This is a genomic window from Lelliottia sp. 7254-16 (assembly GCF_002922995.1).
GTDB classification, from domain to species: domain Bacteria; phylum Pseudomonadota; class Gammaproteobacteria; order Enterobacterales; family Enterobacteriaceae; genus Enterobacter; species Enterobacter jeotgali.
On the sequence record NZ_PQVS01000022.1, the window covers coordinates 44,756 to 65,544 of the forward strand.

Here is a 20,789-nt window from a genome sequence, read left to right on the forward strand (position 1 = left end):
TTTTTAGTGTTTGCTCCCTCTCCCGTGGGAGAGGGTTGGGGTGAGGGCATCAGACCGCACCCAGAAACGTAGGTCAATTAAGCAAAGCGGCCAGAAACGTAGGCCGGATAAGCGAAGCGCATCCGGCTCAGCGGCTCAGCGGCTCAGCGGCTCAGGAGAAATACTGCTGTAACAGCGGCTGATTGGCGTCCTGATTCATCGGCACCGGAGTTATCGTCTGGGTGCGGAACGGAATCACCTGCGCACGGCCATCAACTTTCACAATCTGATAGAACTGCGGCAAGTTGAAGTTGATGAAGCTTGAGCCGTAGGTAAAGCGATCGTGTGAAGACGAATAGAAGCGGCTGACGTCGCGCACCAGCTCCTCTTTACTGCCTTCGCAGTGGTGATATACCTCGGCGCGGTTGGTCTCATCCAGAATATAAATATTAAATCCGGATTCATCCCCCGCTTCTTCGAAGAAGAACTGAATAATCCCTTCGCTGGCAAACCCATCCACTACCTGCGGCAATTTGACGTGATTGGTTTCCACCTGAACGGACAGGCCATGCAGTTTGTTGTGAGAAATCGCACCGTAGAACTCGATCGCATTTTCCAGCTTCTGCACCGAAACGTTCAGACGTTCAAAGAACAGGCCCCAGGTCTGACCGGAGACGCGGAGCGCTTTGAAGCGCCCGGTTTCCTGACGCGTACTGGAAAGGCGCAGTTCGATGCATTCGGACACCAGCTGCTGCACGCGAGTGCGAATCAGACCGCGCAGATGTTGGCTGTAGCAGAACACTTCCACACTATCCGGCGGCGCGGCGTCCTGGTGCATTTTGCCAAGAATGGTTTTCAGCGCTTCGATCATCGCCTGCTCGCCGTTGAAATGCAGGGTACGCACTTCGTTCCACGAGTTGCGATACAGCAGGTCAACGCTGCCTACCAGGCAGTTTTGCTGCTCGCCAAAGCTAAAGACATCCAGCTTGCGGAAATCAAAATGGACTACCTGATTGCGGAAAGCCGCCGTCGGGTCGTATTCCAGGTTGACGATAATCGCCAGATGGCGAATTTCACACGGGCTGTAGAGCGCTTTTGGCGTCGGCGCAGGCAGGCGCAGCGGGAAGTGGTGCGATACATCGGCGACCATCTCCTGCAATTTGGCGAGATCCACGACCTCGTTGCCTTTGATAAACAGACGAGTGCGCGACGTCAGCAGGCCGTTGAACCAGGCCCAGGCCACCAGCTTATTCAGATAGCGGTTATATTCCAGCGGCTGATGGCTGATGATTGAATCCATGCTTGGTGCACGGTTGTAGAGATACCAGCCGGTGCGGTTCGCGCGGCCCGGCGGGACATAAATAAAGGTTAGGTTCGGTTCTGACAGGTCCGGCGAAATCTGCGGGTTTACCAGCGTGACTTTGCCTGGCAGCGCTTCGAACGCGGCGTACAGCTTACGGGTCAAGACACCGATATCCTGCGGGCTGGCGGAAACGCTGAGGTTGTTGCGGCGGGCAAAGCGAATCAGGTTACGATAGCTCTGCATCATCGCATCAAGCAGTTCGTTGTGCGCTTCACGCACCTGATCGATTTTCCAGTTGGCGCGGTTGTCGAGCATGGACAAACGTTCTTCGTCCCATCCCCACTCTTTGACTAACTGACTGACCACTTCACGACGCCAGCCAACGCATGCGCGTTCGCGGCTGAGTTTTTCACACACTTTGAGATAGAAACATCGACGCACCAGGTCGAGACGCGTGGTGTCATCAATGGCTTTCAGATATTCGGTGACGCGTTCGAGCATCATGCAATAGGCATCAAGGCCGAAGGAGACGATCTCCCCATCGTGCAGACGCTGTTTGATATCTTTTGCCAGCAGGCGTGGCGTGGGGTATTCCCAGGAATAGGCTTCGAGCAGCAGGGTTTTCAGCACTGCTTTATACGGGGAATCAATACTTTTGTAGAGCTGCCATAGGCTCGCGCCAAAATATTCTTCGGCGGACAGGGAGCTTAAACCGCCCAAATCCAGCCATTCGTTTGGCGTCAGCACGCCCTGAGAATAGAGCGACATGACGTAATCGTCGTAATGCTCTTCTTCTTCGCACGGCACCATATTCCACAGAATACGCTTCCCGGCGAGACGCACGGCGCTACGGTAAAATTCATCGAGCAGCAAAATGTGCTGCGTGGAACCGCAGTCTTCACCGCCCAGGCTGCCGCTTTCGTTATGACGGAAACGGTTTTCATCAATCAGGAAGAAGCTCACTTCCACGCCGAGCGACGCCGCCCAGCTTTCCAGCAGGCTGCATTTACGCTGCAACAGCTGACGCTCGTCATTATCGAGCCAGGATTGATGGCAGACCCAGATATCCAGATCAGAGGAACAGCTTTGCCCTACTGAGGAGGTACTTCCCATGGTGTAAACGCCGGTAATCGGCAGTTCACCTTTCGGAGAGACCTGTGGCGGCATACCACGGTAGAGTTCCAACTCGCTCAGATAGTGCTGTTGGGTTTCATCGGGCGTGAAAATGCAAATGCCCTGCGGAACGTTACCTTCGAGGTAACCCGGCATCAACGGATGGTGATAATGCAGTAATGTTGGCAGCAGACTGTAAACCTGTTGAAAAGCAGGTCCCATGGCAGCAAGCGCACGATCCACGCGCAATTGATTTATGGCATCCAGTCTCTGTTTCAGAGTCTCAATATAGAGGTACAAGACATATCGCCTGATGTTGCCGGACGTAGCAATCATTCTGAACAGCGAAAGATTACGAGCCCGCAGTATTTCAAAAAAGAACCGTTACCCTTTTTCATCGTTATCTTTTTAGTAGTAGCGACGAAAAAATGGTCTAAAACGTGATCAATTTAACACCTTGCCGATTGACCGTAAAGAAAGATGCGCTACATACAAGTGTAGCACCGTTCTGTACGTGTAAATTCCTTAATACGGCTGCGGGTGAACTGCGCACCGCCTTGTCCCTCACCCCTTCATCGACCGTAAAACTGACATCCCAGAGTCAACAATGTTAGGATGGTCAACGGACGATAATGACGGTAACAAGCATGTTAGACAATGTTTTGAGAATTGCCACACGCCAAAGCCCCCTTGCGCTATGGCAGGCACAATATGTTAAGCAGCGCCTCGAAGCCTGCCATTCGGGTTTGCGTGTCGAACTGGTTCCTATGGTGACGCGCGGCGATGTGATCCTTGATACACCGCTGGCAAAAGTGGGCGGAAAAGGCCTGTTTGTCAAAGAGCTGGAAGTTGCACTGCTTGAGAACCGCGCCGATATCGCCGTCCATTCCATGAAAGATGTTCCGGTCGAATTCCCTGAAGGGTTGGGCCTGGTGACGATTTGCGAGCGCGAAGATCCACGCGACGCGTTCGTCTCAAACCACTACGCCTCCCTTGATGATTTACCTCTCGGGAGCGTGGTTGGCACGTCAAGTTTACGCCGCCAGTGTCAGTTGGCTGAACGCCGCCCGGATCTGGTGATTCGCTCCTTGCGTGGCAACGTCGGTACACGTCTCGGCAAACTGGATAACGGCGATTACGATGCCATCATTCTGGCCGTTGCTGGCCTGAAGCGTCTAGGGCTGGAATCTCGCGTGCGTGTCGCCCTTCCGCCAGAGCTTTCACTTCCGGCCGTAGGTCAGGGCGCGGTGGGTATCGAGTGTCGTCTTGATGATGACCGCACCCGCAGCCTGCTCGCACCGCTCAACCACGACGAGACCGCGATTCGTGTTCAGGCAGAGCGCGCGATGAATACCCGCCTGGAAGGCGGCTGTCAGGTGCCGATTGGCAGCTATGCTGAATTAACTGACGGCGAACTGTGGCTGCGTGCGCTGGTTGGCGCGCCGGACGGTTCGCAGATGGTACGCGGTGAACGTCGCGGCCAAGCAACAGACGCCGAAGCGCTCGGCATTTCTCTGGCCGAAGAGCTACTTGATAACGGTGCCCGCGAAATTCTGGCAGACGTTTATAACGGAGAAGCACCAGCATGAGTATTCTCGTCACCCGCCCTTCTCCCGCAGGGGAGCAACTTGTGAGCCGTCTGCGCGCACTGGGGCAGGTGGCATGGAGTTTTCCGCTGATTGAATTCTCCCCCGGTCGGCAGCTCTCTGCGCTCGCCGACCATCTTCGTGCTCTGGATGCGGGCGATTTAGTTTTCGCCTTATCGCAACATGCCGTGGAATTTGCGCACGCTCAATTGCTACAAGAGAAGCAAAGCTGGCCGACTTCGCCACGTTATTTCGCGATTGGGCGCACCACTGCGCTGGCCCTTCACGCGGTCAGCGGAATTGATGTTCGCTATCCGTTAGATCGGGAAATCAGCGAAATCTTGCTACAATTACCTGAATTACAAACTGTTGCGGGAAAGCGCGCCCTCATCCTTCGCGGGAACGGGGGTCGCGAATTACTGGGCGAGACGCTCAGTGAGCGCGGGGCTGACGTGACGTTTTGCGAGTGCTACCAGCGCTGTGCAAAATTTTATGACGGTGCGCAGGAAGCGATGCGCTGGCATACGCGCGGCGTGGACACGCTGGTTGTCACTAGCGGCGAAATGCTCCAGCAACTCTGGTCGCTGATCCCACAATGGTATCGTGAAAACTGGTTACTCCGCTGTCGACTGCTGGTCGTCAGCGAGCGTCTGGCGAACCTCGCCCTGGAACTGGGCTGGCAAGATATTCGGATCGCTGATAACGCCGACAACGATGCGCTGCTGCGCGCATTACAATAACTCTCATAATGGGAAGCCATAATGACGGAACAAGAAAAATCCTCCGCCGTGGTTGAAGAGACCAGGGAGACTGTGGCCACCCCGCCGCAGCCAGAGAAGACTGAACAGATTGTTGAGAAAAAAAACGGCAGCAATAAAACCAGCCTCGCGCTGAGCGCGATCGCTATCGCCATTGCGCTGGCGGCCGGTGTCGGCTTGTACGGTCTGGTGAAAAAACAGGCCACCAACCAGACGATGACCAGCGATGCGCTGGTGAATCAGATTACGGCCCTGCAAAAAGTGCAGGAGACGCAGAAAACAGAGCTGGAAGGCGTCATCAAGCAGCAGTCGACGCAGCTGGCCGAGGCCAATTCCCGTCAGGAAGAGCTGACCAAACAGCTCGCCGAAGTGCAGCAAAAAGTGGCGACCATTTCCGGTACCGATGCCAAAACCTGGCTGCTGTCTCAGGCCGATTTTCTGGTCAAACTGGCCGGGCGTAAGCTGTGGAGCGATCAGGATGTCACCACCGCTGCCGCGCTGCTGAAAAGCGCCGACGCCAGCCTGGCAGACATGAACGACCCAAGCCTGATCGTCGCCCGTCGCGCCATTACTGAAGATATCGCCAGCCTCGGCGCTGTGTCACAAGTTGATTACGACGGCATTATCCTCAAGGTTAATCAGCTGTCTAACTCGATTGATAATCTGCGTCTGGCTGATAACAACGACGACGACTCCCCGATGGATTCCGACGGCACGGAACTTTCAAGTTCCCTGAGCGAATGGCGCATCAACCTGCAAAAAAGCTGGCAGAACTTTATGGACAGCTTTATCACCGTGCGTCGCCGCGATGAAACTGCCGTACCGCTGTTAGCGCCAAATCAGGACGTCTATCTGCGCGAGAACATCCGCTCCCGTCTGCTGGTCGCAGCGCAGGCCGTTCCGCGTCATCAGGAAGAGACCTACAAACAGGCGCTGGATAATGTTTCGACGTGGGTTCGTGCTTACTACGACACCAGCGATGCCACTACCACCGCGTTCCTGGACGACATCGACAAACTCAGTCAGCAGAACATCACCATGAATGTCCCGGACAAACTGGAAAGCCAGCCGATTCTGGAAAAACTGATGCAAACGCGCGTGCGCAACCTGCTGGCACAGCCAGGCGTTGCCGCACAGCCGGACGCGCCAGCCCCTGCGCCTGCCCCTGAAAGCGCACCTCAAGGAGAGTAATCATGTTAAAAGTCTTATTACTCTTCTTATTGCTGATCGCCGGGATCGTTCTTGGGCCGCTGATTGCGGGTCATCAGGGATATGTCCTGATCCAGACCGATAACTACAACATCGAAACCAGCGTTACGGGTCTGGTGATCATCTTGATCCTGACCGTGGTGGTGCTGTTTGCGATCGAATGGATCCTGCGTCGTATTTTCAGAACCGGCGCTCATACTCGCGGCTGGTTCGTCGGGCGCAAACGCCGCCGCGCACGTAAACAAACCGAACAGGCACTGCTCAAACTGGCCGAAGGCGACTATCAGCAGGTTGAAAAGTTGATGTCAAAAAATGCCGATCACGCCGAACAACCAGTGGTGAACTATCTGTTAGCCGCAGAAGCTGCGCAACAGCGCGGGGATGAAGCGCGTGCAAACCAGCATCTTGAGCGCGCGTCGGAACTGGCGACCAACGATCAGATCCCGGTTGAAATCACCCGCGTGCGTATTCAACTGGCGCGTAACGAAAATCACGCCGCGCGTCATGGCGTTGACCGTCTGCTGGAAGTCACCCCTCGCCATCCGGAAGTGCTGCGTCTTGCCGAGCAGGCTTATATCCGTACCGGCGCCTGGGGTTCGTTACTGGACATTATTCCTTCGATGGCGAAAGCGGACGTTGGCGATGACGAACATCGCGATGCGCTGCAGCGTCAGGCGTGGATTGGTCTGATGGATCAGGCGCGTGCCGATCTGGGCAGCGATGGCCTGAAAACCTGGTGGAAAAACCAGAGTCGCAAAACGCGTCAGCAGGTTCCTTTGCAGGTGGCGATGGCAGAACATCTCATCGAATGTGACGATCATGACACGGCGCAGGAGATTATTCTCGATGGCCTGAAACGTCAGTATGACGACCGTCTGGTGATGGTGATCCCGCGCCTTAGGACCAACAACCCTGAGCAGATGGAAAAAATGCTGCGCCAGCAGATCAAAACCGTGGGCGATCGCCCGCTGCTGTGGAGCACGCTGGGTCAGTCTCTGATGAAGCACGGCGAATGGCAGGAGGCGAGCCTCGCCTTCCGTGCAGCGTTGAAACAGCGTCCGGACGCATTTGACTACGCCTGGCTGGCTGACACGCTGGACAAGCAGCACAAGCCGGAAGAGGCCGCCGCCATGCGCCGTGACGGCCTGCTGTTAACCTTGCAGAATAACGGTCAGTGAGTTCAAGCATCGCGCATCAGGAGGCCCACGGGCCTCTTTTTTATGGCCGCTATCCTGAGAATCACCCAAAAAAAACGCCTGCTATAAAAGCAGGCGTTAAACAGGTCTGTTTGACAACATATTGGTGCTTCACTCAACGTTATGTCCATGGTGTCTGATGAGGCCGAAGCGACATCTGTCGGTGGACGATAAGCACCTTAAATGGCTCTGCGTCATTCCTGAGTTTATGAGGCCCTAAGGCGAACATAAGAGGTGGAATGAGCATCTACACGGATATTATTGCACGTTACGTGCCAGGGTTACAGAAAGAAGTTTTACATTTCGCAACATGATAAGAAAAAAGGAATTTTTCTTTTAATGGGGTCTGCGGGGCCGCAGAAAAAGCGTCAAAACTGGCGCAAGTGTCTCCTGAGAGCGACACAAATATCAGAAAAGTGAAATAGTGTTATAAAACAGATGATTAGCTGTCTCTTAATCGCGACAAAGGTGGATAGCGTTGTCGGGAAATGACAACAGAGGCATAAACGACAGAAAACAAAAAACCCCGCCGAAGCGGGGTTCAAAATTGGTCGGCGAGAGAGGATTCGAACCTCCGACCCACTGGTCCCAAACCAGTTGCGCTACCAAGCTGCGCTACTCGCCGATGTACTGCTTTTTTGAATTTTTAGTTCAATTCTGTAAGTCGTGGTGCGAGGGGGGGGACTTGAACCCCCACGTCCGTTAAGACACTAACACCTGAAGCTAGCGCGTCTACCAATTCCGCCACCGTCGCAATGTCACAACTTATCAAATAATGGGGTGGCTAATGGGATTCGAACCCACGACAACTGGAATCACAATCCAGGGCTCTACCAACTGAGCTATAGCCACCACTACTTATTCTTTCACGCGGTATGTACTACTACCACCGCAGCTCGAACGCCAGACTACTTAATTGGCGCGCCCGACAGGATTCGAACCTGAGACCTCTGCCTCCGGAGGGCAGCGCTCTATCCAGCTGAGCTACGGGCGCTTAGCGCCGTTGCGGGGCTGGATATTACGGAGGTCTCGGTCTGCTGTCTAGTGCTTTTTTAAAATAAATGCGCGTTTGATTACGCTTTGCGCACTTTGTCGCTTATTACTCCACTTTCTGGGTTTCAACGTGGCGGCTGAGGCCAAAAAGCTTGTAGCCAATCGAGACGGCGGCCATAAAGATAATCCCGACAAACAGCGACATGCGGGTATCTTCATTGAAGTACATGCCGATTAATACGCAAATCAGGAACCCCATCGTCGCGTAGTTCGCCCACGGGAACAAAATGGAGCGGAACGGGTGGCTGGCAATCGCCTGTTTGTGCGCCTGACGGAAGCGAAGCTGGCTTATCAAAATCACAAACCACGGCACCATGCCCGGCAGGACGCTGGCACTGTAGACGTAGACGAATACACGCTGCGGATTCGGGATAATGTAGTTCAGGCACGAGCCAATCAGCAGAATGGCAATGGAGACCGTCACGCCCGCCACAGGTACACCAGCGCGGGAGACTTTGCCCATCGCCGCCGGAAGCTGACGGTTTTTCGCCAGCGCGTAAAGCATACGGCCACAGCTGTACATGCCGCTGTTACAACCCGACAGCGCTGCGGTCAGGACGACGAAGTTGATAATCCCTGCTGCTGCGGTGATCCCAATCTTGGCGAAGGTCAGCACGAACGGGCTGCCAGTGGTGCCAATCTGGTTCCACGGGAAGATAGTGACGATAACGAAAATCGCACCCACGTAGAAAATCAGGATACGCCACAGGACTTTACCCACCGCACTACGCAGCGTGACCTGCGGGTTTTTCGCTTCACCGGCAGTGATACCAATCAGCTCCACGCCCTGATAGGACGCCACCACGATACAGAGCGCCGTCAGGAAGCCCTTCCAGCCGCCGGCAAAAAAGCCGCCGTGCTCGGTCAGGTTGCCAAAGCCAATCGACTGTCCACCGTTGCCGAAGCCAAAGAAGATCACGCCCAGACCGACCACAATCATCACGATAATGGTGGTGACTTTGATCATCGCGAACCAGAACTCAATTTCACCGTACAAACGCACGGCGGCCAGGTTTGCGAGCGCCACCAGCCCCACGGCGATCAGTGCGGGTATCCATTGCACCATGTCCGGGAACCAGAACTGGACGTAGACTCCTATCGCGGTGATCTCCGATATCCCCACCGCCATCCACATAAACCAGTAAGACCAGGCCGTGAGATAGCCAAAGAACGGGCTCATGTATTTGTGCGCGTAAACGGCGAATGAACCGGCGACCGGCTCAAGGAACAGCATTTCGCCCATCGAGCGCATGATGAAGAAGACGAACAATCCGGCGACGATATACGCCAGCAGTACGGACGGACCTGCCCATTTAAGCGTGCTTGCGGAGCCCATAAACAGGCCAACGCCGATAGTGCCGCCTAGCGCTATCAATTCAATGTGACGAGCTTCCAGCCCACGCTGAAGCTCAGGTTTTTTCTCTGCCATAAATCCTCGGTTGTGTTTGCTGTTGCCCGGCTTTTGCCGGTTATTATTTTTGGGGTACTGAAATACGGGGAGGAATGGTTTCTTAAATCCTGCCAAATGGCAAACGAAGCATTAAAAAAATGAACGTATTGCACAGAAATGCAGCAGTTTTGCAGGCGAGTTGCAGCGCGAATAGCATATCGCGCTACATTTTGATTACATTTTGCCGGTGTAATGCCAGGCCAGATAGCGCAGCAGTTTGATCTGTCGTTTGATACGACTTGGCTGAGAAAGGAGGCGATACAACCACTCCAGCCCCAAGTTCTGCCATACCTTTGGCGCACGTTTCACATGGCCGGTAAAGACGTCATATGTGCCGCCAACGCCCATAAATAGCGCATTCGGGCAAACCAGACGGCAGTCGCGCATCAAGATTTCCTGGCGCGGTGAGCCCATCGCCACGGTCACGATTTTCGCCCCACTGTCGCGAATGCGTTCAAACAGCGCCTGACGTTCTTCGGGTTTGAAATACCCGTCCTGGCTGCCCACGATGTTAACATTCCACTGCGCACGCAGCTTCTGCTCCGTCTGCGCCAGCACATCGGGTTTGCCGCCAATCAGGAACACCGGCGTGCCGTCCTGCCCTGCCCGCGCCATCAGCTCTTCCCACAGATCGGCCCCCGCGACGCGCGAAACCTGCGCCTGCGGGAACTTCTTGCGGATCGAGCGGACCACGCTGATGCCGTCGGCGTATTTAAACTCGGCGGCTTCAATCAGGCTTTTCACTTCGGCGTTATCTTCAACGGCCAGCATTTTTTCGGCGTTAATCGCCACCAGCGTACCGGATTTGATCTGCCCATCAGCGCAGAGATAATCCAGCGCATGCTGCATATCACGCCAGCCAATGAGTTTCAGTCCGCGCAGGGAGTACACTGGCGCAGAGGTATTATCAGTCATGATTATCCTTACTCAGACTTGGGAAAGCGTACGGGTAGTCCGCGCCAGTCGGCGGTGAACCAGGCCCGCGCTGTCAAACAGCCAATACAACAGTTTCGCCAGCAACAGGCAGATGCCAAATATCACCATGAAAAACACCACGCGCGAGACAAACGAGTCCAGCCCTTCACGCGCCAGCACGATCATATTGAAAATGGCACCAAAACAGAAACTGTGCAAAATCGCGGCTTTATAGCGGTTGGTCTCTTCGTTTCCGCGCACATACAGCCAATCGAACCATTTGATGATAAGCCCTACTGCCACGGCGCCAGGCAGGATAAACCATACGCCGCCCATCACCACCAGCGAGCCAATCAGCGTCGGGGAGATTGCCAGCCCGGAGTGGTTATTCAGCACTTCCCAGGTGAAGTAGTTCGCCGTGTTCAACACCACGCCTGGCCGGTCTGGCCACAGCCAGGTCGGAATAAAGACGTAGAAATCTCGCACGATAGGGGCCAGACCCTGGAAGTCGATTTTGTCGTAGTTTTGCAGGAGCAGCGCCAGGTTTTCCCACGGCGAGAAGGTGTCGCGGGTGAGGTACAGGAAGGTATAAAACGCCTCGTCACCACTCACGTCCATGCCGTAGCGCTTGAGCGCCAGCCAGAACATGCCGACGATGCCAAACACCCCCGCTGCCACCAGCATCCACAGTGAAATCCAGCCGCGGATAATGCCGATAAACAGGAAGATCGCGAAGGCAATGATGATATTCGCACGTGTCCCGCCGACAATCATGTAGGTCAGCAGACCGAACGCCACCGTGCTCACCAGGAAGAACAACCACGCCTTGCTGTCCTGGCGCAGGAAATAGACCACCAGCATCGCCGGGATGAAGAAATAGAAGAAACGCTTAAGTGCCACGCCCGACACTTCGGCAGAAAATATCTGGCTGTACGAATGCAGCTTGAACAGCAAAAAGCCGTTATGCATGAAGAAAATACCGACGCTGACCAGGGCGATAATCATCAGCATCACCCAGGTCAGGTGCGTTTCCACCCTGTTCATGGTGAACAGCGGGCGACGCGGCGTGTGATTCACCGGACGTAAACGGGTTTTATAGGTCACATAGTAAACCGCGTAAAAACAGGTAGCAGACAGCAGCGCCTGCATCAGTATTTCCGGCGGTGCGACGCTGACGTCAAAGCGGAAGACCAGAATGCTGGTCAACGGGAAGCCGAAGAAGAAGGTCAGCAGGAACAGCAGCGAAAAGAAGACGTTGAAGTTAAAGCGCACGCGACGGAACTCAAACCAGGTGAGCGTGGCGATAAACAGCGATGCCAAAAGCCAAATCACTAACAAGCCGCTAAATTGCAACTGGCTCATGCTTTGTCTCCTGCTGCAATCCGCAGCGCCTGATGCCACGGCGTGAGGAAGTTTGGGCTGAAAAAGTCGATGGCATTCTTATCCACCAACGCCAGCTGACGCTGTGCTTCACGAACCACGTTTTCATTCAAATCATCCGTGGTGAACAACACCGGAATATGCTGCTCCGCCATATCCTGCCAGAACGGATTTTCGCGGTTCAGCACACACGGCACCCCGGCCTGAATCAACAGACACAATGTGCCAATCCCCTGCTGACGCGCAAAAATGAAGTATCCGAGATCGCATTTTCGCAGCAGCGCCAAATAATCATCAAACTCCAGCTTGTTGCTGAGAATTTGCAGATTGTCCGGGCTAAACAGCGCCAGACCGCTCTGTCGCACCTCTGAAATGTACGCGTCATTATTTGCAGGATAGCCCATCGGCACGATCACGTTCACCGTATCACCAAACTGCTGATGGACGGCTTTCAGCGCCGCGATGTGTTCGTTACTGCGATCGCCTGAGTTACCCACCAGAATGGTCAGCTTGCCTTCGCGCTGGGCATCGTTCGCCATATTGTTCAGCGCCGGGTCCATGCGGGTCGGGAAATAGAGTAACTCACCGCGCACGTCTGGATGTTGCTTCGCAAAATAATTCAGATCGCCACGGGTCGCAAATACGCAGCCGACGCGTCCCTGAGCCATCCGGCGCAGAGGATAGAACAGGCGGAATTTCCAGCCGCGCGACACTTCATACAGATCCGCGCCCCAGATATGCCAGTTAAACTGCGAAGGCTTAATGCCGCCCCTCAGCAGCGCCAGCCACAGCCCGGTATTAAACTGGCCGTGGAAGAAGAAACGTTGCTCGCGGTTGGCTTTGGCCTTCGCGATCACCGCGTTTGCCAGCGCGGATTTATCCGGCCAAAAGCTAATCGACAGTGCAGGACAGGCGGCACTCAGCCCATTATCCTGGCCCGCGACCATAAACTCGCGCGCGTCGGCGCTGCCAGCCGCCAGCGAGTCATTAAAAAACTGTAATACCGTGCGGTTGTGATGCGGGATATCCGAACCCAACACGTGAATCAGTGCAGTCATGCGCGTCTACGCCAAAGTAAAAATACGCCGCAACAGGCAGCAAAATAGACAATATAGGTGGCCATATAGGCCTGAGCCGCGCCCAGCGCGCCGTGCGTCGGGATCAGCCAGTGAGAGAAGCCCGTCAGCAGTGTGAACTGGCTGATCTCCGCCAGGATATAGAGTCGCAGGGAGGCTTTGGCAATCACCAGATAGCCGAAAACGTAAGCACCCACTTTCAGTACATCACCCACCAGCTGCCAGGCGAACAAATCGCGCATTGCGGTAAATTTCGCAGAGAACAGCAGCCAGATAGCGACGTCACGCAGCAGCCAGACGGTTAAACTCGCGGCGGCCACGGCAGGCAGCACGAAGCGCAGGGAGCGGCCAATTTCGCGGGTGATGTCTTGACGAGAGGTCAGGCGCGACAGCGTCGGCAGCAGGTAGACGCTAAACGAGGCGGTGATGAACTGGAGATAAGCGTCAGAAATACTGCTCACTCCCTGCCATATTCCCACTTCATCCCAGCTGTAATGCGCCGCCAGCAGGTTTCGCATCATCACATAGGCCACGGGAAGCGTGACGGAGGTAATCAGCGCCATCAGGGTGAATTTCCCCAACTGCCCGGCCAGCATTTTGTCCCACTGCGGCTTGAGGTAGCTCAGCGGAATGGTGCGCCTGCGCATCAGCATGAAGGCGGCAGGAATGACCACCAGCGCCGGAACCAGCGCCAGGCCAAGCAGCGCGCCTTCATAGCCGCCGAGACGATAGCAGACGTAATAGGCAATGACGCCGATTAGGCTTCCCAGAATCAGCGCCAGCGCATTCCCGGCGGCGTCGCGGAAGCCTTTCATCAGCGCTAACAGCAGGTTAGCCCAGGCGATCCCCATCTGCACCAGCGCGACGAGTCGCACCAACCCCTGATAATGGGTATTGCCGAAAAGCCCCTGACTGATAGGTGCCGCAGCCAGCAAAAAGACGATTGCCAGTAGCGTTGAAAATCCGAGCACCATCGCAGAAGAGGTGCCGACCACTCTGCGCAGCGCCGCCGCATCGTCGTGATGCTGCGCCACGTATTTGGTGACACCGTTGAAGATCCCGGCCCCGGCGAGGACGCCGAGCACGGTCACAAGCTGGCGGAAGTTACCTGCCTGCCCGACCCCGGACGGGCCAAAGGAGACCGCCAGCAGTTTAACCACCAGCAGCCCTGCGCCAATCTTGACAAGTGTGGACGCGGCGGTCCACACCGATGCTTTCGCCAGAGACATATCAGCGGAAGTAGCTCAGAAGGGTATTAATCACCGTGCGCTGATTGACCGGCGCGAGGTTGTAGAAAAGCGGCAGACGAAGCAAACGCTCACTTTCTTTGGTGGTGTAGCGATCTTCACCGACGAACTGACCGAAGGCTTCACCCGCCGGGCTGGAGTGCAGCGGGATGTAATGGAACACCGCCATGATCTCCGCCTCTTTAAGGTAGGCGATCAGGTTGCTGCGGTCGTCATTGTCGCGCAGTTTGATGTAAAACATGTGCGCGTTGTGAACGCAGTCTGCCGGAATGGTTGGCAGCTCGATGCGCCCTTGCTGCGCCAGCGGCGCGAGGGCATCGTAATAGGTTTGCCACAGGGACAGACGCTGCTGATTGATGCGCTCGGCGGCTTCAAGCTGCGCCCAGAGATAGGCGGCCTGCAAATCAGCCATCAGATAGCTGGACCCGATATCGCGCCAGGTGTATTTATCGACCTGCCCACGGAAGAACTGGCTGCGGTTGGTGCCTTTCTCGCGGATCACTTCGGCGCGTTCCACCAGCGCACGGTCGTTGATCAGCGTCGCGCCACCTTCCCCGCCCGCGGTGTAGTTTTTGGTTTCGTGGAAGCTGAAGCAGCCGATGTGGCCGATCGTGCCTAGCGCGCGGCCTTTGTAGGTGGACATCACGCCCTGCGCGGCATCTTCCACCACGAACAGGTTGTGCTTTTTGGCGATGGCCATGATGGTGTCCATCTCGCACGCCACACCCGCGTAGTGAACCGGCACAATCGCTCGCGTTTTGTCGGTGATCGCTGCTTCAATCAGGGTTTCGTCGATGTTCATCGTATCCGGGCGAACATCAACAAAGATAATTTTCGCACCACGCAGGACGAAGGCATTCGCCGTTGAGACGAAGGTGTAGCTCGGCATGATCACTTCATCACCCGGCTTGATGTCCAGCAGCAGCGCGGCCATCTCCAGCGAGGCGGTGCAGGACGGCGTAAGCAACACTTTGGCGCTGTGAAAACGCTGCTCCATCCACTGCTGACAGCGACGGGTAAAACCACCATCACCGCAAAGCTTGCCGCTGCTCATGGCAGATTGCATGTAATCAAGTTCGGTGCCCACAACGGGAGGCGCGTTAAATGGAATCATTTTGTCACCTGTATAGCCAGTAAGCAGTCGCATCAATGGTGCCACCGCTAGCAATGTAACGTTTAAGCGCGGCGGTGTTACCCAGTTGGGTCGCCACCCGCAAAGTTGATAGCTGACGCTGCTCGGCCCAATGAAGCGCCGCCTGCATCAGTTTGTCGCCCATTCCGCGTCCGGCGAGCAGGCCGATACGCGCTTCGTCCTCACTCAGCTGGCGCAGAGAGACAAATGCCTCAATCTCGCCGCTGTTGGCGCGAAACACCAGGCACTCATGGTCGAAGGTGCCTTTGACAGCATTTTCAATCCACTGGGCGTAAAACCGACCGCTATCATCGGGCGCATACCAGGGTGCACGAAAGCGGCTCTGCGCAAAAGCCAGCGCGGCCATCTGGCGCAGCGCGGGGATGTCGTGTTCCGTTGCCCGCTCAGCGTCTGTCCGGAGGTGGTGCGCAACGGCGAGGGTAAGATCGACTTCACCTTCAACCAGCTGAAATCCCAGCTTTTGCAGGGCATCCAGCCAGTCAGCACGTCCCGCGGGGATTTTAGCCTGTACGCGCTGCCACGGCGTGAAATCCGCCGTCGTCAATGCCGGAGCATCGTCGCGAAAGCGCACCACCGCCGAAGGGAGGGCAAAAAATTGGCTCTCCCAGGTAAGCGGTTCCAGTACGCCTAGCAGCTCAGTCAACGCCACACCCCTTTGGTATCAACAACATACTTCTGCTGCACCGCGTCACCGCTGATGTCTTTGAACTCTTTGTGGTCCACCAGCAGCACCAGCACGTCGGCGGATTTCAGGGCGTCATCCAAAGAAGCGAGCTGACAATGCCCGGCCAGTTTCTTCGGCAGGGTATGAATATTCGGTTCAACGACAAGGGTTTCGCCGGTGTGCCAGGTGGCGATCATCTCGGCGATGCCCATCGCTGGGCTTTCGCGCAGATCGTCGATGTTCGGTTTAAACGCCAGACCAAAGCAGGCAATTTTGACTTCGCTGGCGCGCTTGCCGCTCTCGGTCAGGCAATCTGCCACGGTCGCTTTCACCTGATTCATGACCCAATGCGGCTTGCCGTCGTTTACTTCGCGGGCCGTGCGGATCAGGCGCGCCTGATCGGGGTTTTGCGCTACGATAAACCACGGGTCTACGGCGATGCAGTGGCCGCCAACGCCTGGGCCAGGCTGGAGAATATTGACGCGCGGATGGCGGTTCGCCAGGCGAATCAGTTCCCAGACGTTAATCCCCTGGTCGGCGCAAATCAGTGACAGTTCGTTAGCAAAAGCGATGTTCACATCGCGGAAACTGTTTTCGGTCAGTTTACACATCTCCGCCGTGCGCGAGTTAGTGACCACACACTCGCCTTCAAGGAAGATGTTGTAGAGTTCGCTGGCGCGTGCAGAACAGACGGGGGTCATCCCGCCAATCACACGGTCGTTTTTAATCAGCTCTACCATCACCTGACCCGGCAGCACGCGTTCTGGACAGTAGGCGATATTGATATCTGCCTGTTCGCCGGCCTGCTGCGGGAAGGTTAAATCTGGACGGGCTTCAGCCAGCCACTGCGCCATCTGCTCGGTCGCACCAACCGGAGAGGTGGATTCCAGAATCACCAGAGCGCCTTTCTTCAGCACCGGAGCAATGGATTTGGCGGCGGCTTCGACATACACCATGTCAGGCTCGTGCTCGCCTTTAAATGGCGTCGGCACGGCAATCAGATACGCATCGGCTTCGATGGGCGTGGTGCTGGCCTTCAGAAAACCGCCTTCGACGGCGGTTTTGACCACTTTATCGAGATCTGGCTCCACGATATGAATTTCACCCCGGTTAATGGTCTCAACCGCGTGCTGGTTGATATCCACCCCGATAACCTGCTTTTGACGTGAAGCAAAGGCGGCCGCAGTCGGCAGTCCAATGTAGCCAAGACCAATGACAGAGATGGTAGAAAAACTCATAGCGTTACCCGATTATGTTTAAGTGCATGCAAAATTCGGCTACAGGCCTGCCCGTCACCATAAGGATTATGGGCGTGACTCATGGCCAGATACTCTTTTTCATCGTGCAGCAGGCGTGTGACTTCTGCCACGAGACGTTTGGTTTCGGTTCCGACCAGACGCACCGTTCCGGCCTTAATCGCCTCTGGACGTTCCGTCGTTTCGCGCATCACCAGCACGGGTTTACCCAGTGAGGGTGCCTCTTCCTGAATACCGCCAGAATCCGTCAGGATCAGCCAGGCGTGGTTCATCAGCCAGACGAACGGCAGGTAATCCTGCGGTTCAATCAGGATCACGTTTTCAATGTGGCCCAGTATGCGATTGACCGGCTCGCTGACATTCGGATTAAGGTGGACCGGATAAACAATCTGTACATCAGGATTTTGCGCGGCAATTTCCGCCAGCGCATGACAGATTTGCTCAAAACCACGGCCAAAGCTCTCGCGGCGGTGGCCCGTCACCAGAATCATCTTTTTGCCCGTGCTGAGGAAGGGGTAACGTTCCGCCAGCTCTTCGCGCAGTGTGTCGCTGGCCATCACGCGATCGCGCACCCATATCAGCGCGTCAATCACCGTATTGCCGGTGACGAAAATTTTGTCGTCGCGAATGTTTTCGCGCAACAGGTTCTGGCGGGAGTTTTCGGTTGGCGCAAAATGGTACATCGCCAGATGCCCGGTGAGTGTCCGGTTGGCTTCTTCAGGCCAGGGAGAATAAAGATCGCCAGTACGCAAACCCGCTTCGACGTGCCCAACCGGAATACGTTGGTAGAATGCGGCCAGACTGGTGGCAATGGTGGTCGTGGTATCGCCGTGAACCAGAACGACGTCTGGTTTAAAAGATTCCAGAATAGGTTTTAGCCCTTCCAGAATACGGCAGGTAATTTCGGTCAGTCCCTGTCCCGGTTTCATAATATTAAGATCGTAATCCGGAACAATGGAAAAGAGATTTAAAACCTGATCAAGCATCTCCCGATGCTGCGCGGTCACGCAAACTTTCGCCTCAAACCAGGGGTCATTTGCCAGCGCATGGACCAGCGGCGCCATCTTAATGGCCTCCGGCCTTGTGCCAAATACGGTAAGTACTTTCACATCGATTCTCTTCGATTAAGTGATGAAGGCCGGAGCCTTCATCTTAGAAGGCGTTCTTAATTTGTGCGACGACGCGTTAACGCCACGCCTGCGCCAATTAGTGCGCCCACAATCCCCCACATAATCATCAGGAATGCACGACGCGGACTATCGCGTTTTACAGGTTCTTCAGGCGTTCGCAAATAACGATAGGTCTGAAAACGCGGGTCCAGTGTTGGACCAACATTCAGGGTATTAAGCATGGCGCGGTTTTGGTCATAGTCGAGATCAAAATCAGGGCCCACTGCCTGCAGGTTTTCGAGACGCGCCTGCAGCATCGGACGGCCCAGCAGGAACATTTCTGAGTCTGGCAGCTCATCGGCCGGTACGTCCGTTTCACTGCGTGAAATATTGCGCTGCTCGGCGATTTTCAGGGCTTGTTCAATGTTGTGGACGCGGCGGGAGAAAATCGCTTTGGCCACCTCTTCCTGACGTTTGACCTGCGCCTTCATTTGAATAGTACGCGCTGCCCATGCACCTTTCAGCTCATCATTCAGATGGCTCGCGGCGCGCTGGCTGGCGAAAGCAACATACTGGCGAAGCAGATTGTTGGCGTCCGGTGCAGTTTCAGCAATCAGCTTGACGTTATCATTAAGATTGCGCAGCACATCGCCGGGTGTGAACTGGATATTGTTAATCAGATCGTCGAGCAGAGCAGCGTCGACCTTGCTATTTCCAACCATACGCTGCTTGTAGTAATCCGTCTGAGACCAAAAGTCACGGCGCGTATCCCACGAGGCCAGTTGCATGATGAACTCTTTATAAGACTCATCCATCACCGAAGGCTGATCCGAAGAAGCCAGGTTGGCCTTAATGTCGAGATTGCGCAGGAATTGCTGCTGTGAATAAAAACCACCCAGCATATTCACCGTTGGTCGATCGGTAATCGCTGTCGCACTCCACTCTTGTTTCGCAAAAAAGGTATACGCCAGCGCTAACAGCGCGAACCCCAGTGCGACGCCTGCAATCCAAAGCTTGCCCGCCCATAAAACACGAAACAAACCACGAATATCCAGTTCATTCTCAGTTACCACTGATTTCGCTCCCGCCAACGGTTGAGTCATCACAATCCCGGTTTTACTTAGTTAATGTTGGATTTTTACCACTGCTTCTACGCATCCGGCGTTTAATACGTTTGATGAAGCGCGCGACTTTCCATGCGCGTTTAATGCAATAGCCGTACATGAAGAATGCTAGCAAGAATAATACCAACATGACCCATTCAGGAATGAAATGTGCATATTCCGCTGCTACACCAATACCCGCCAACAGCGCAGCGGCGAGGGTAATCAGTACGAATGCCTGACGTGACGTAAAGCCAGCGCGCATGATCAGATGATGAATGTGCTGACGGTCAGGAGAGAAAGGACTCATGCCTTTGCGCAGACGACGGTACATGATCGCCACCATATCCATCAGCGGAATGGCAATAATCCACAGCGCGGTCACGGGGCTAATAGGATGTGTTTTACCCTGAGTCGTTTCAAGCAGCACCCAGATAACCGTGAAACCAATCAGCGTACTGCCCGCATCGCCCATGAAGACTTTATAGCGGCGTCCCAGCACCCCGAGGTTCAGGAGAATATACGGCAGGATTGCGGCAATCATCGCGAAACACCACATTGACAGGCTGTACTGCCCGTCGAACCACAAAATGATACCGATTGCGGCAAATGAAACCGACGAGAGGCCGCCCAGCAGGCCATCAATACCATCGACCATATTGAAAGCATTAATTGCGGCCCAAACGGCAAACAGCGTCAGGAAGAATCCGAATGGACCGAGAACCATCTCCCAGGTGCCAAAAATATAGCCCAGGCTGCTCAGATACAGCTTACCGACCACCATCATAATGATGCCAATCGCGGCCTGAACCGAAGCGCGGAATTTTACACTGATATCAAATCGGTCATCGAGAGCGCCCACCAGCACCAATACCCCAGCACAGGCCAGGTAAAGCGCAGCGTGCGGGATATAATAATCTGCAATGCCAAAGGTGAAGCAAATACCCGCGTAAACAGAGATCCCCCCGACCAACGGGATCAAGCCTTGATGTCGTTTACGATAATTGGGTTTATCCACTAACCCGATTCTTTTTGCCACTTTGCGCGCAATGAACAAAAAACAGGTTGTGAATAAAAAAATACTGATTAGCTCAGTAACCGCAGTGAGTAGATTCACAATGCATGCTCTCAACAAAAGTTAGTCCTGGAAGTATAACTACGAAGCCCTGGCTCCCGAAGGAATAAAGCTGGCCTCTCACAACTCCCTTTGTATGTTTTTCAATCAATTAATTTTTGACG

The 20,789-nt window shown here is 54.9% G+C and carries 16 protein-coding genes and 4 tRNA genes; 4 read left to right on the top strand and 16 right to left on the bottom strand.

Going from position 1 to position 20,789, the window contains the following annotated elements; genetic code table 11:
- Window positions 1–151: 151 nt before the first annotated feature.
- On the bottom strand, window positions 152–2,695 hold the full coding sequence (gene cyaA / locus C3708_RS21765) for a class I adenylate cyclase (protein ID WP_103950228.1): 2,544 nt from the start codon (window positions 2,693–2,695) through the stop codon (window positions 152–154).
- A gap of 347 nt (window positions 2,696–3,042) precedes the next feature.
- On the opposite strand from cyaA, the gene hemC reads away from it, so the two are divergent.
- The 4 genes from hemC to hemY are packed head-to-tail and all read left to right on the top strand — an operon-like array spanning window position 3,043 to window position 7,126.
- On the top strand, window positions 3,043–3,984 hold the full coding sequence (gene hemC, locus C3708_RS21770; protein ID WP_133159661.1) for a hydroxymethylbilane synthase: 942 nt from the start codon (window positions 3,043–3,045) through the stop codon (window positions 3,982–3,984).
- On the top strand, window positions 3,981–4,721 hold the full coding sequence (gene hemD / locus C3708_RS21775) for a uroporphyrinogen-III synthase (RefSeq protein ID WP_103950229.1): 741 nt from the start codon (window positions 3,981–3,983) through the stop codon (window positions 4,719–4,721). The genes hemC and hemD overlap by 4 nt, the downstream gene beginning before the upstream one ends.
- A 21-nt stretch (window positions 4,722–4,742) precedes the next feature.
- Window positions 4,743–5,930: a uroporphyrinogen-III C-methyltransferase gene (gene hemX, locus C3708_RS21780; RefSeq protein WP_103950230.1), complete on the top strand. Its 1,188-nt coding sequence runs from the start codon at window positions 4,743–4,745 to the stop codon at window positions 5,928–5,930.
- A gap of 2 nt (window positions 5,931–5,932) precedes the next feature.
- A complete protein-coding gene (gene hemY / locus C3708_RS21785) occupies window positions 5,933–7,126 on the top strand; it encodes a protoheme IX biogenesis protein HemY (RefSeq protein WP_095283895.1) in 1,194 nt (397 codons plus the stop codon).
- A 566-nt stretch (window positions 7,127–7,692) separates the two neighbouring features.
- On the opposite strand, the gene C3708_RS21790 is transcribed toward hemY, so the two are convergent.
- From C3708_RS21790 to wecA, 15 genes are all read right to left on the bottom strand, one after another.
- A tRNA-Pro gene (locus tag C3708_RS21790) sits at window positions 7,693–7,769 on the bottom strand.
- Between the two features lie 42 nt (window positions 7,770–7,811).
- Window positions 7,812–7,898, bottom strand: a tRNA-Leu gene (locus C3708_RS21795).
- Window positions 7,899–7,920: 22 nt separating this feature from the next.
- A tRNA-His gene (locus C3708_RS21800) sits at window positions 7,921–7,996 on the bottom strand.
- A gap of 65 nt (window positions 7,997–8,061) precedes the next feature.
- Window positions 8,062–8,138, bottom strand: a tRNA-Arg gene (locus C3708_RS21805).
- Window positions 8,139–8,243: 105 nt separating this feature from the next.
- Window positions 8,244–9,626: an amino acid permease gene (locus tag C3708_RS21810; RefSeq protein ID WP_103947958.1), complete on the bottom strand. Its 1,383-nt coding sequence runs from the start codon at window positions 9,624–9,626 to the stop codon at window positions 8,244–8,246.
- Between the two features lie 195 nt (window positions 9,627–9,821).
- Entirely contained in the window at window positions 9,822–10,562 is a 741-nt protein-coding gene (gene wecG / locus C3708_RS21815; protein WP_095283897.1) for a lipopolysaccharide N-acetylmannosaminouronosyltransferase, read from the bottom strand.
- Between the two features lie 12 nt (window positions 10,563–10,574).
- The gene (gene wzyE / locus C3708_RS21820; protein WP_095283898.1) at window positions 10,575–11,924 is read right to left on the bottom strand and encodes an ECA oligosaccharide polymerase; all 1,350 of its coding nucleotides are present in this window, start codon (window positions 11,922–11,924) and stop codon (window positions 10,575–10,577) included.
- Window positions 11,921–13,000: a TDP-N-acetylfucosamine:lipid II N-acetylfucosaminyltransferase gene (locus tag C3708_RS21825; RefSeq protein WP_103950231.1), complete on the bottom strand. Its 1,080-nt coding sequence runs from the start codon at window positions 12,998–13,000 to the stop codon at window positions 11,921–11,923. The genes wzyE and C3708_RS21825 overlap by 4 nt, the downstream gene beginning before the upstream one ends.
- Complete coding sequence (gene wzxE, locus C3708_RS21830; protein WP_103950232.1) at window positions 12,997–14,247, bottom strand: lipid III flippase WzxE; 1,251 nt, start codon at window positions 14,245–14,247, stop codon at window positions 12,997–12,999. The genes C3708_RS21825 and wzxE overlap by 4 nt, the downstream gene beginning before the upstream one ends.
- 1 nt (window position 14,248) lies before the next feature.
- Complete coding sequence (gene rffA, locus C3708_RS21835) at window positions 14,249–15,379, bottom strand: dTDP-4-amino-4,6-dideoxygalactose transaminase (RefSeq protein WP_103950233.1); 1,131 nt, start codon at window positions 15,377–15,379, stop codon at window positions 14,249–14,251.
- Between the two features lie 4 nt (window positions 15,380–15,383).
- Window positions 15,384–16,061 (bottom strand): dTDP-4-amino-4,6-dideoxy-D-galactose acyltransferase, encoded by a 678-nt coding sequence (gene rffC / locus C3708_RS21840; protein ID WP_103950234.1) that lies wholly within the window; start codon window positions 16,059–16,061, stop codon window positions 15,384–15,386.
- The gene (gene wecC, locus C3708_RS21845; RefSeq protein WP_103950235.1) at window positions 16,058–17,320 is read right to left on the bottom strand and encodes a UDP-N-acetyl-D-mannosamine dehydrogenase; all 1,263 of its coding nucleotides are present in this window, start codon (window positions 17,318–17,320) and stop codon (window positions 16,058–16,060) included. Before wecC ends, rffC begins: the two co-directional genes overlap by 4 nt.
- Window positions 17,317–18,447, bottom strand: coding sequence for a non-hydrolyzing UDP-N-acetylglucosamine 2-epimerase (wecB, locus tag C3708_RS21850; protein ID WP_095283904.1), 1,131 nt, complete (start codon window positions 18,445–18,447; stop codon window positions 17,317–17,319). The genes wecC and wecB overlap by 4 nt, the downstream gene beginning before the upstream one ends.
- Window positions 18,448–18,503: 56 nt before the next feature.
- Entirely contained in the window at window positions 18,504–19,550 is a 1,047-nt protein-coding gene (gene wzzE / locus C3708_RS21855) for an ECA polysaccharide chain length modulation protein (RefSeq protein ID WP_095283905.1), read from the bottom strand.
- Window positions 19,551–19,563: 13 nt separating this feature from the next.
- A complete protein-coding gene (gene wecA, locus C3708_RS21860; RefSeq protein WP_095283906.1) occupies window positions 19,564–20,667 on the bottom strand; it encodes a UDP-N-acetylglucosamine--undecaprenyl-phosphate N-acetylglucosaminephosphotransferase in 1,104 nt (367 codons plus the stop codon).
- Between the last annotated feature and the right edge of the window lie 122 nt (window positions 20,668–20,789).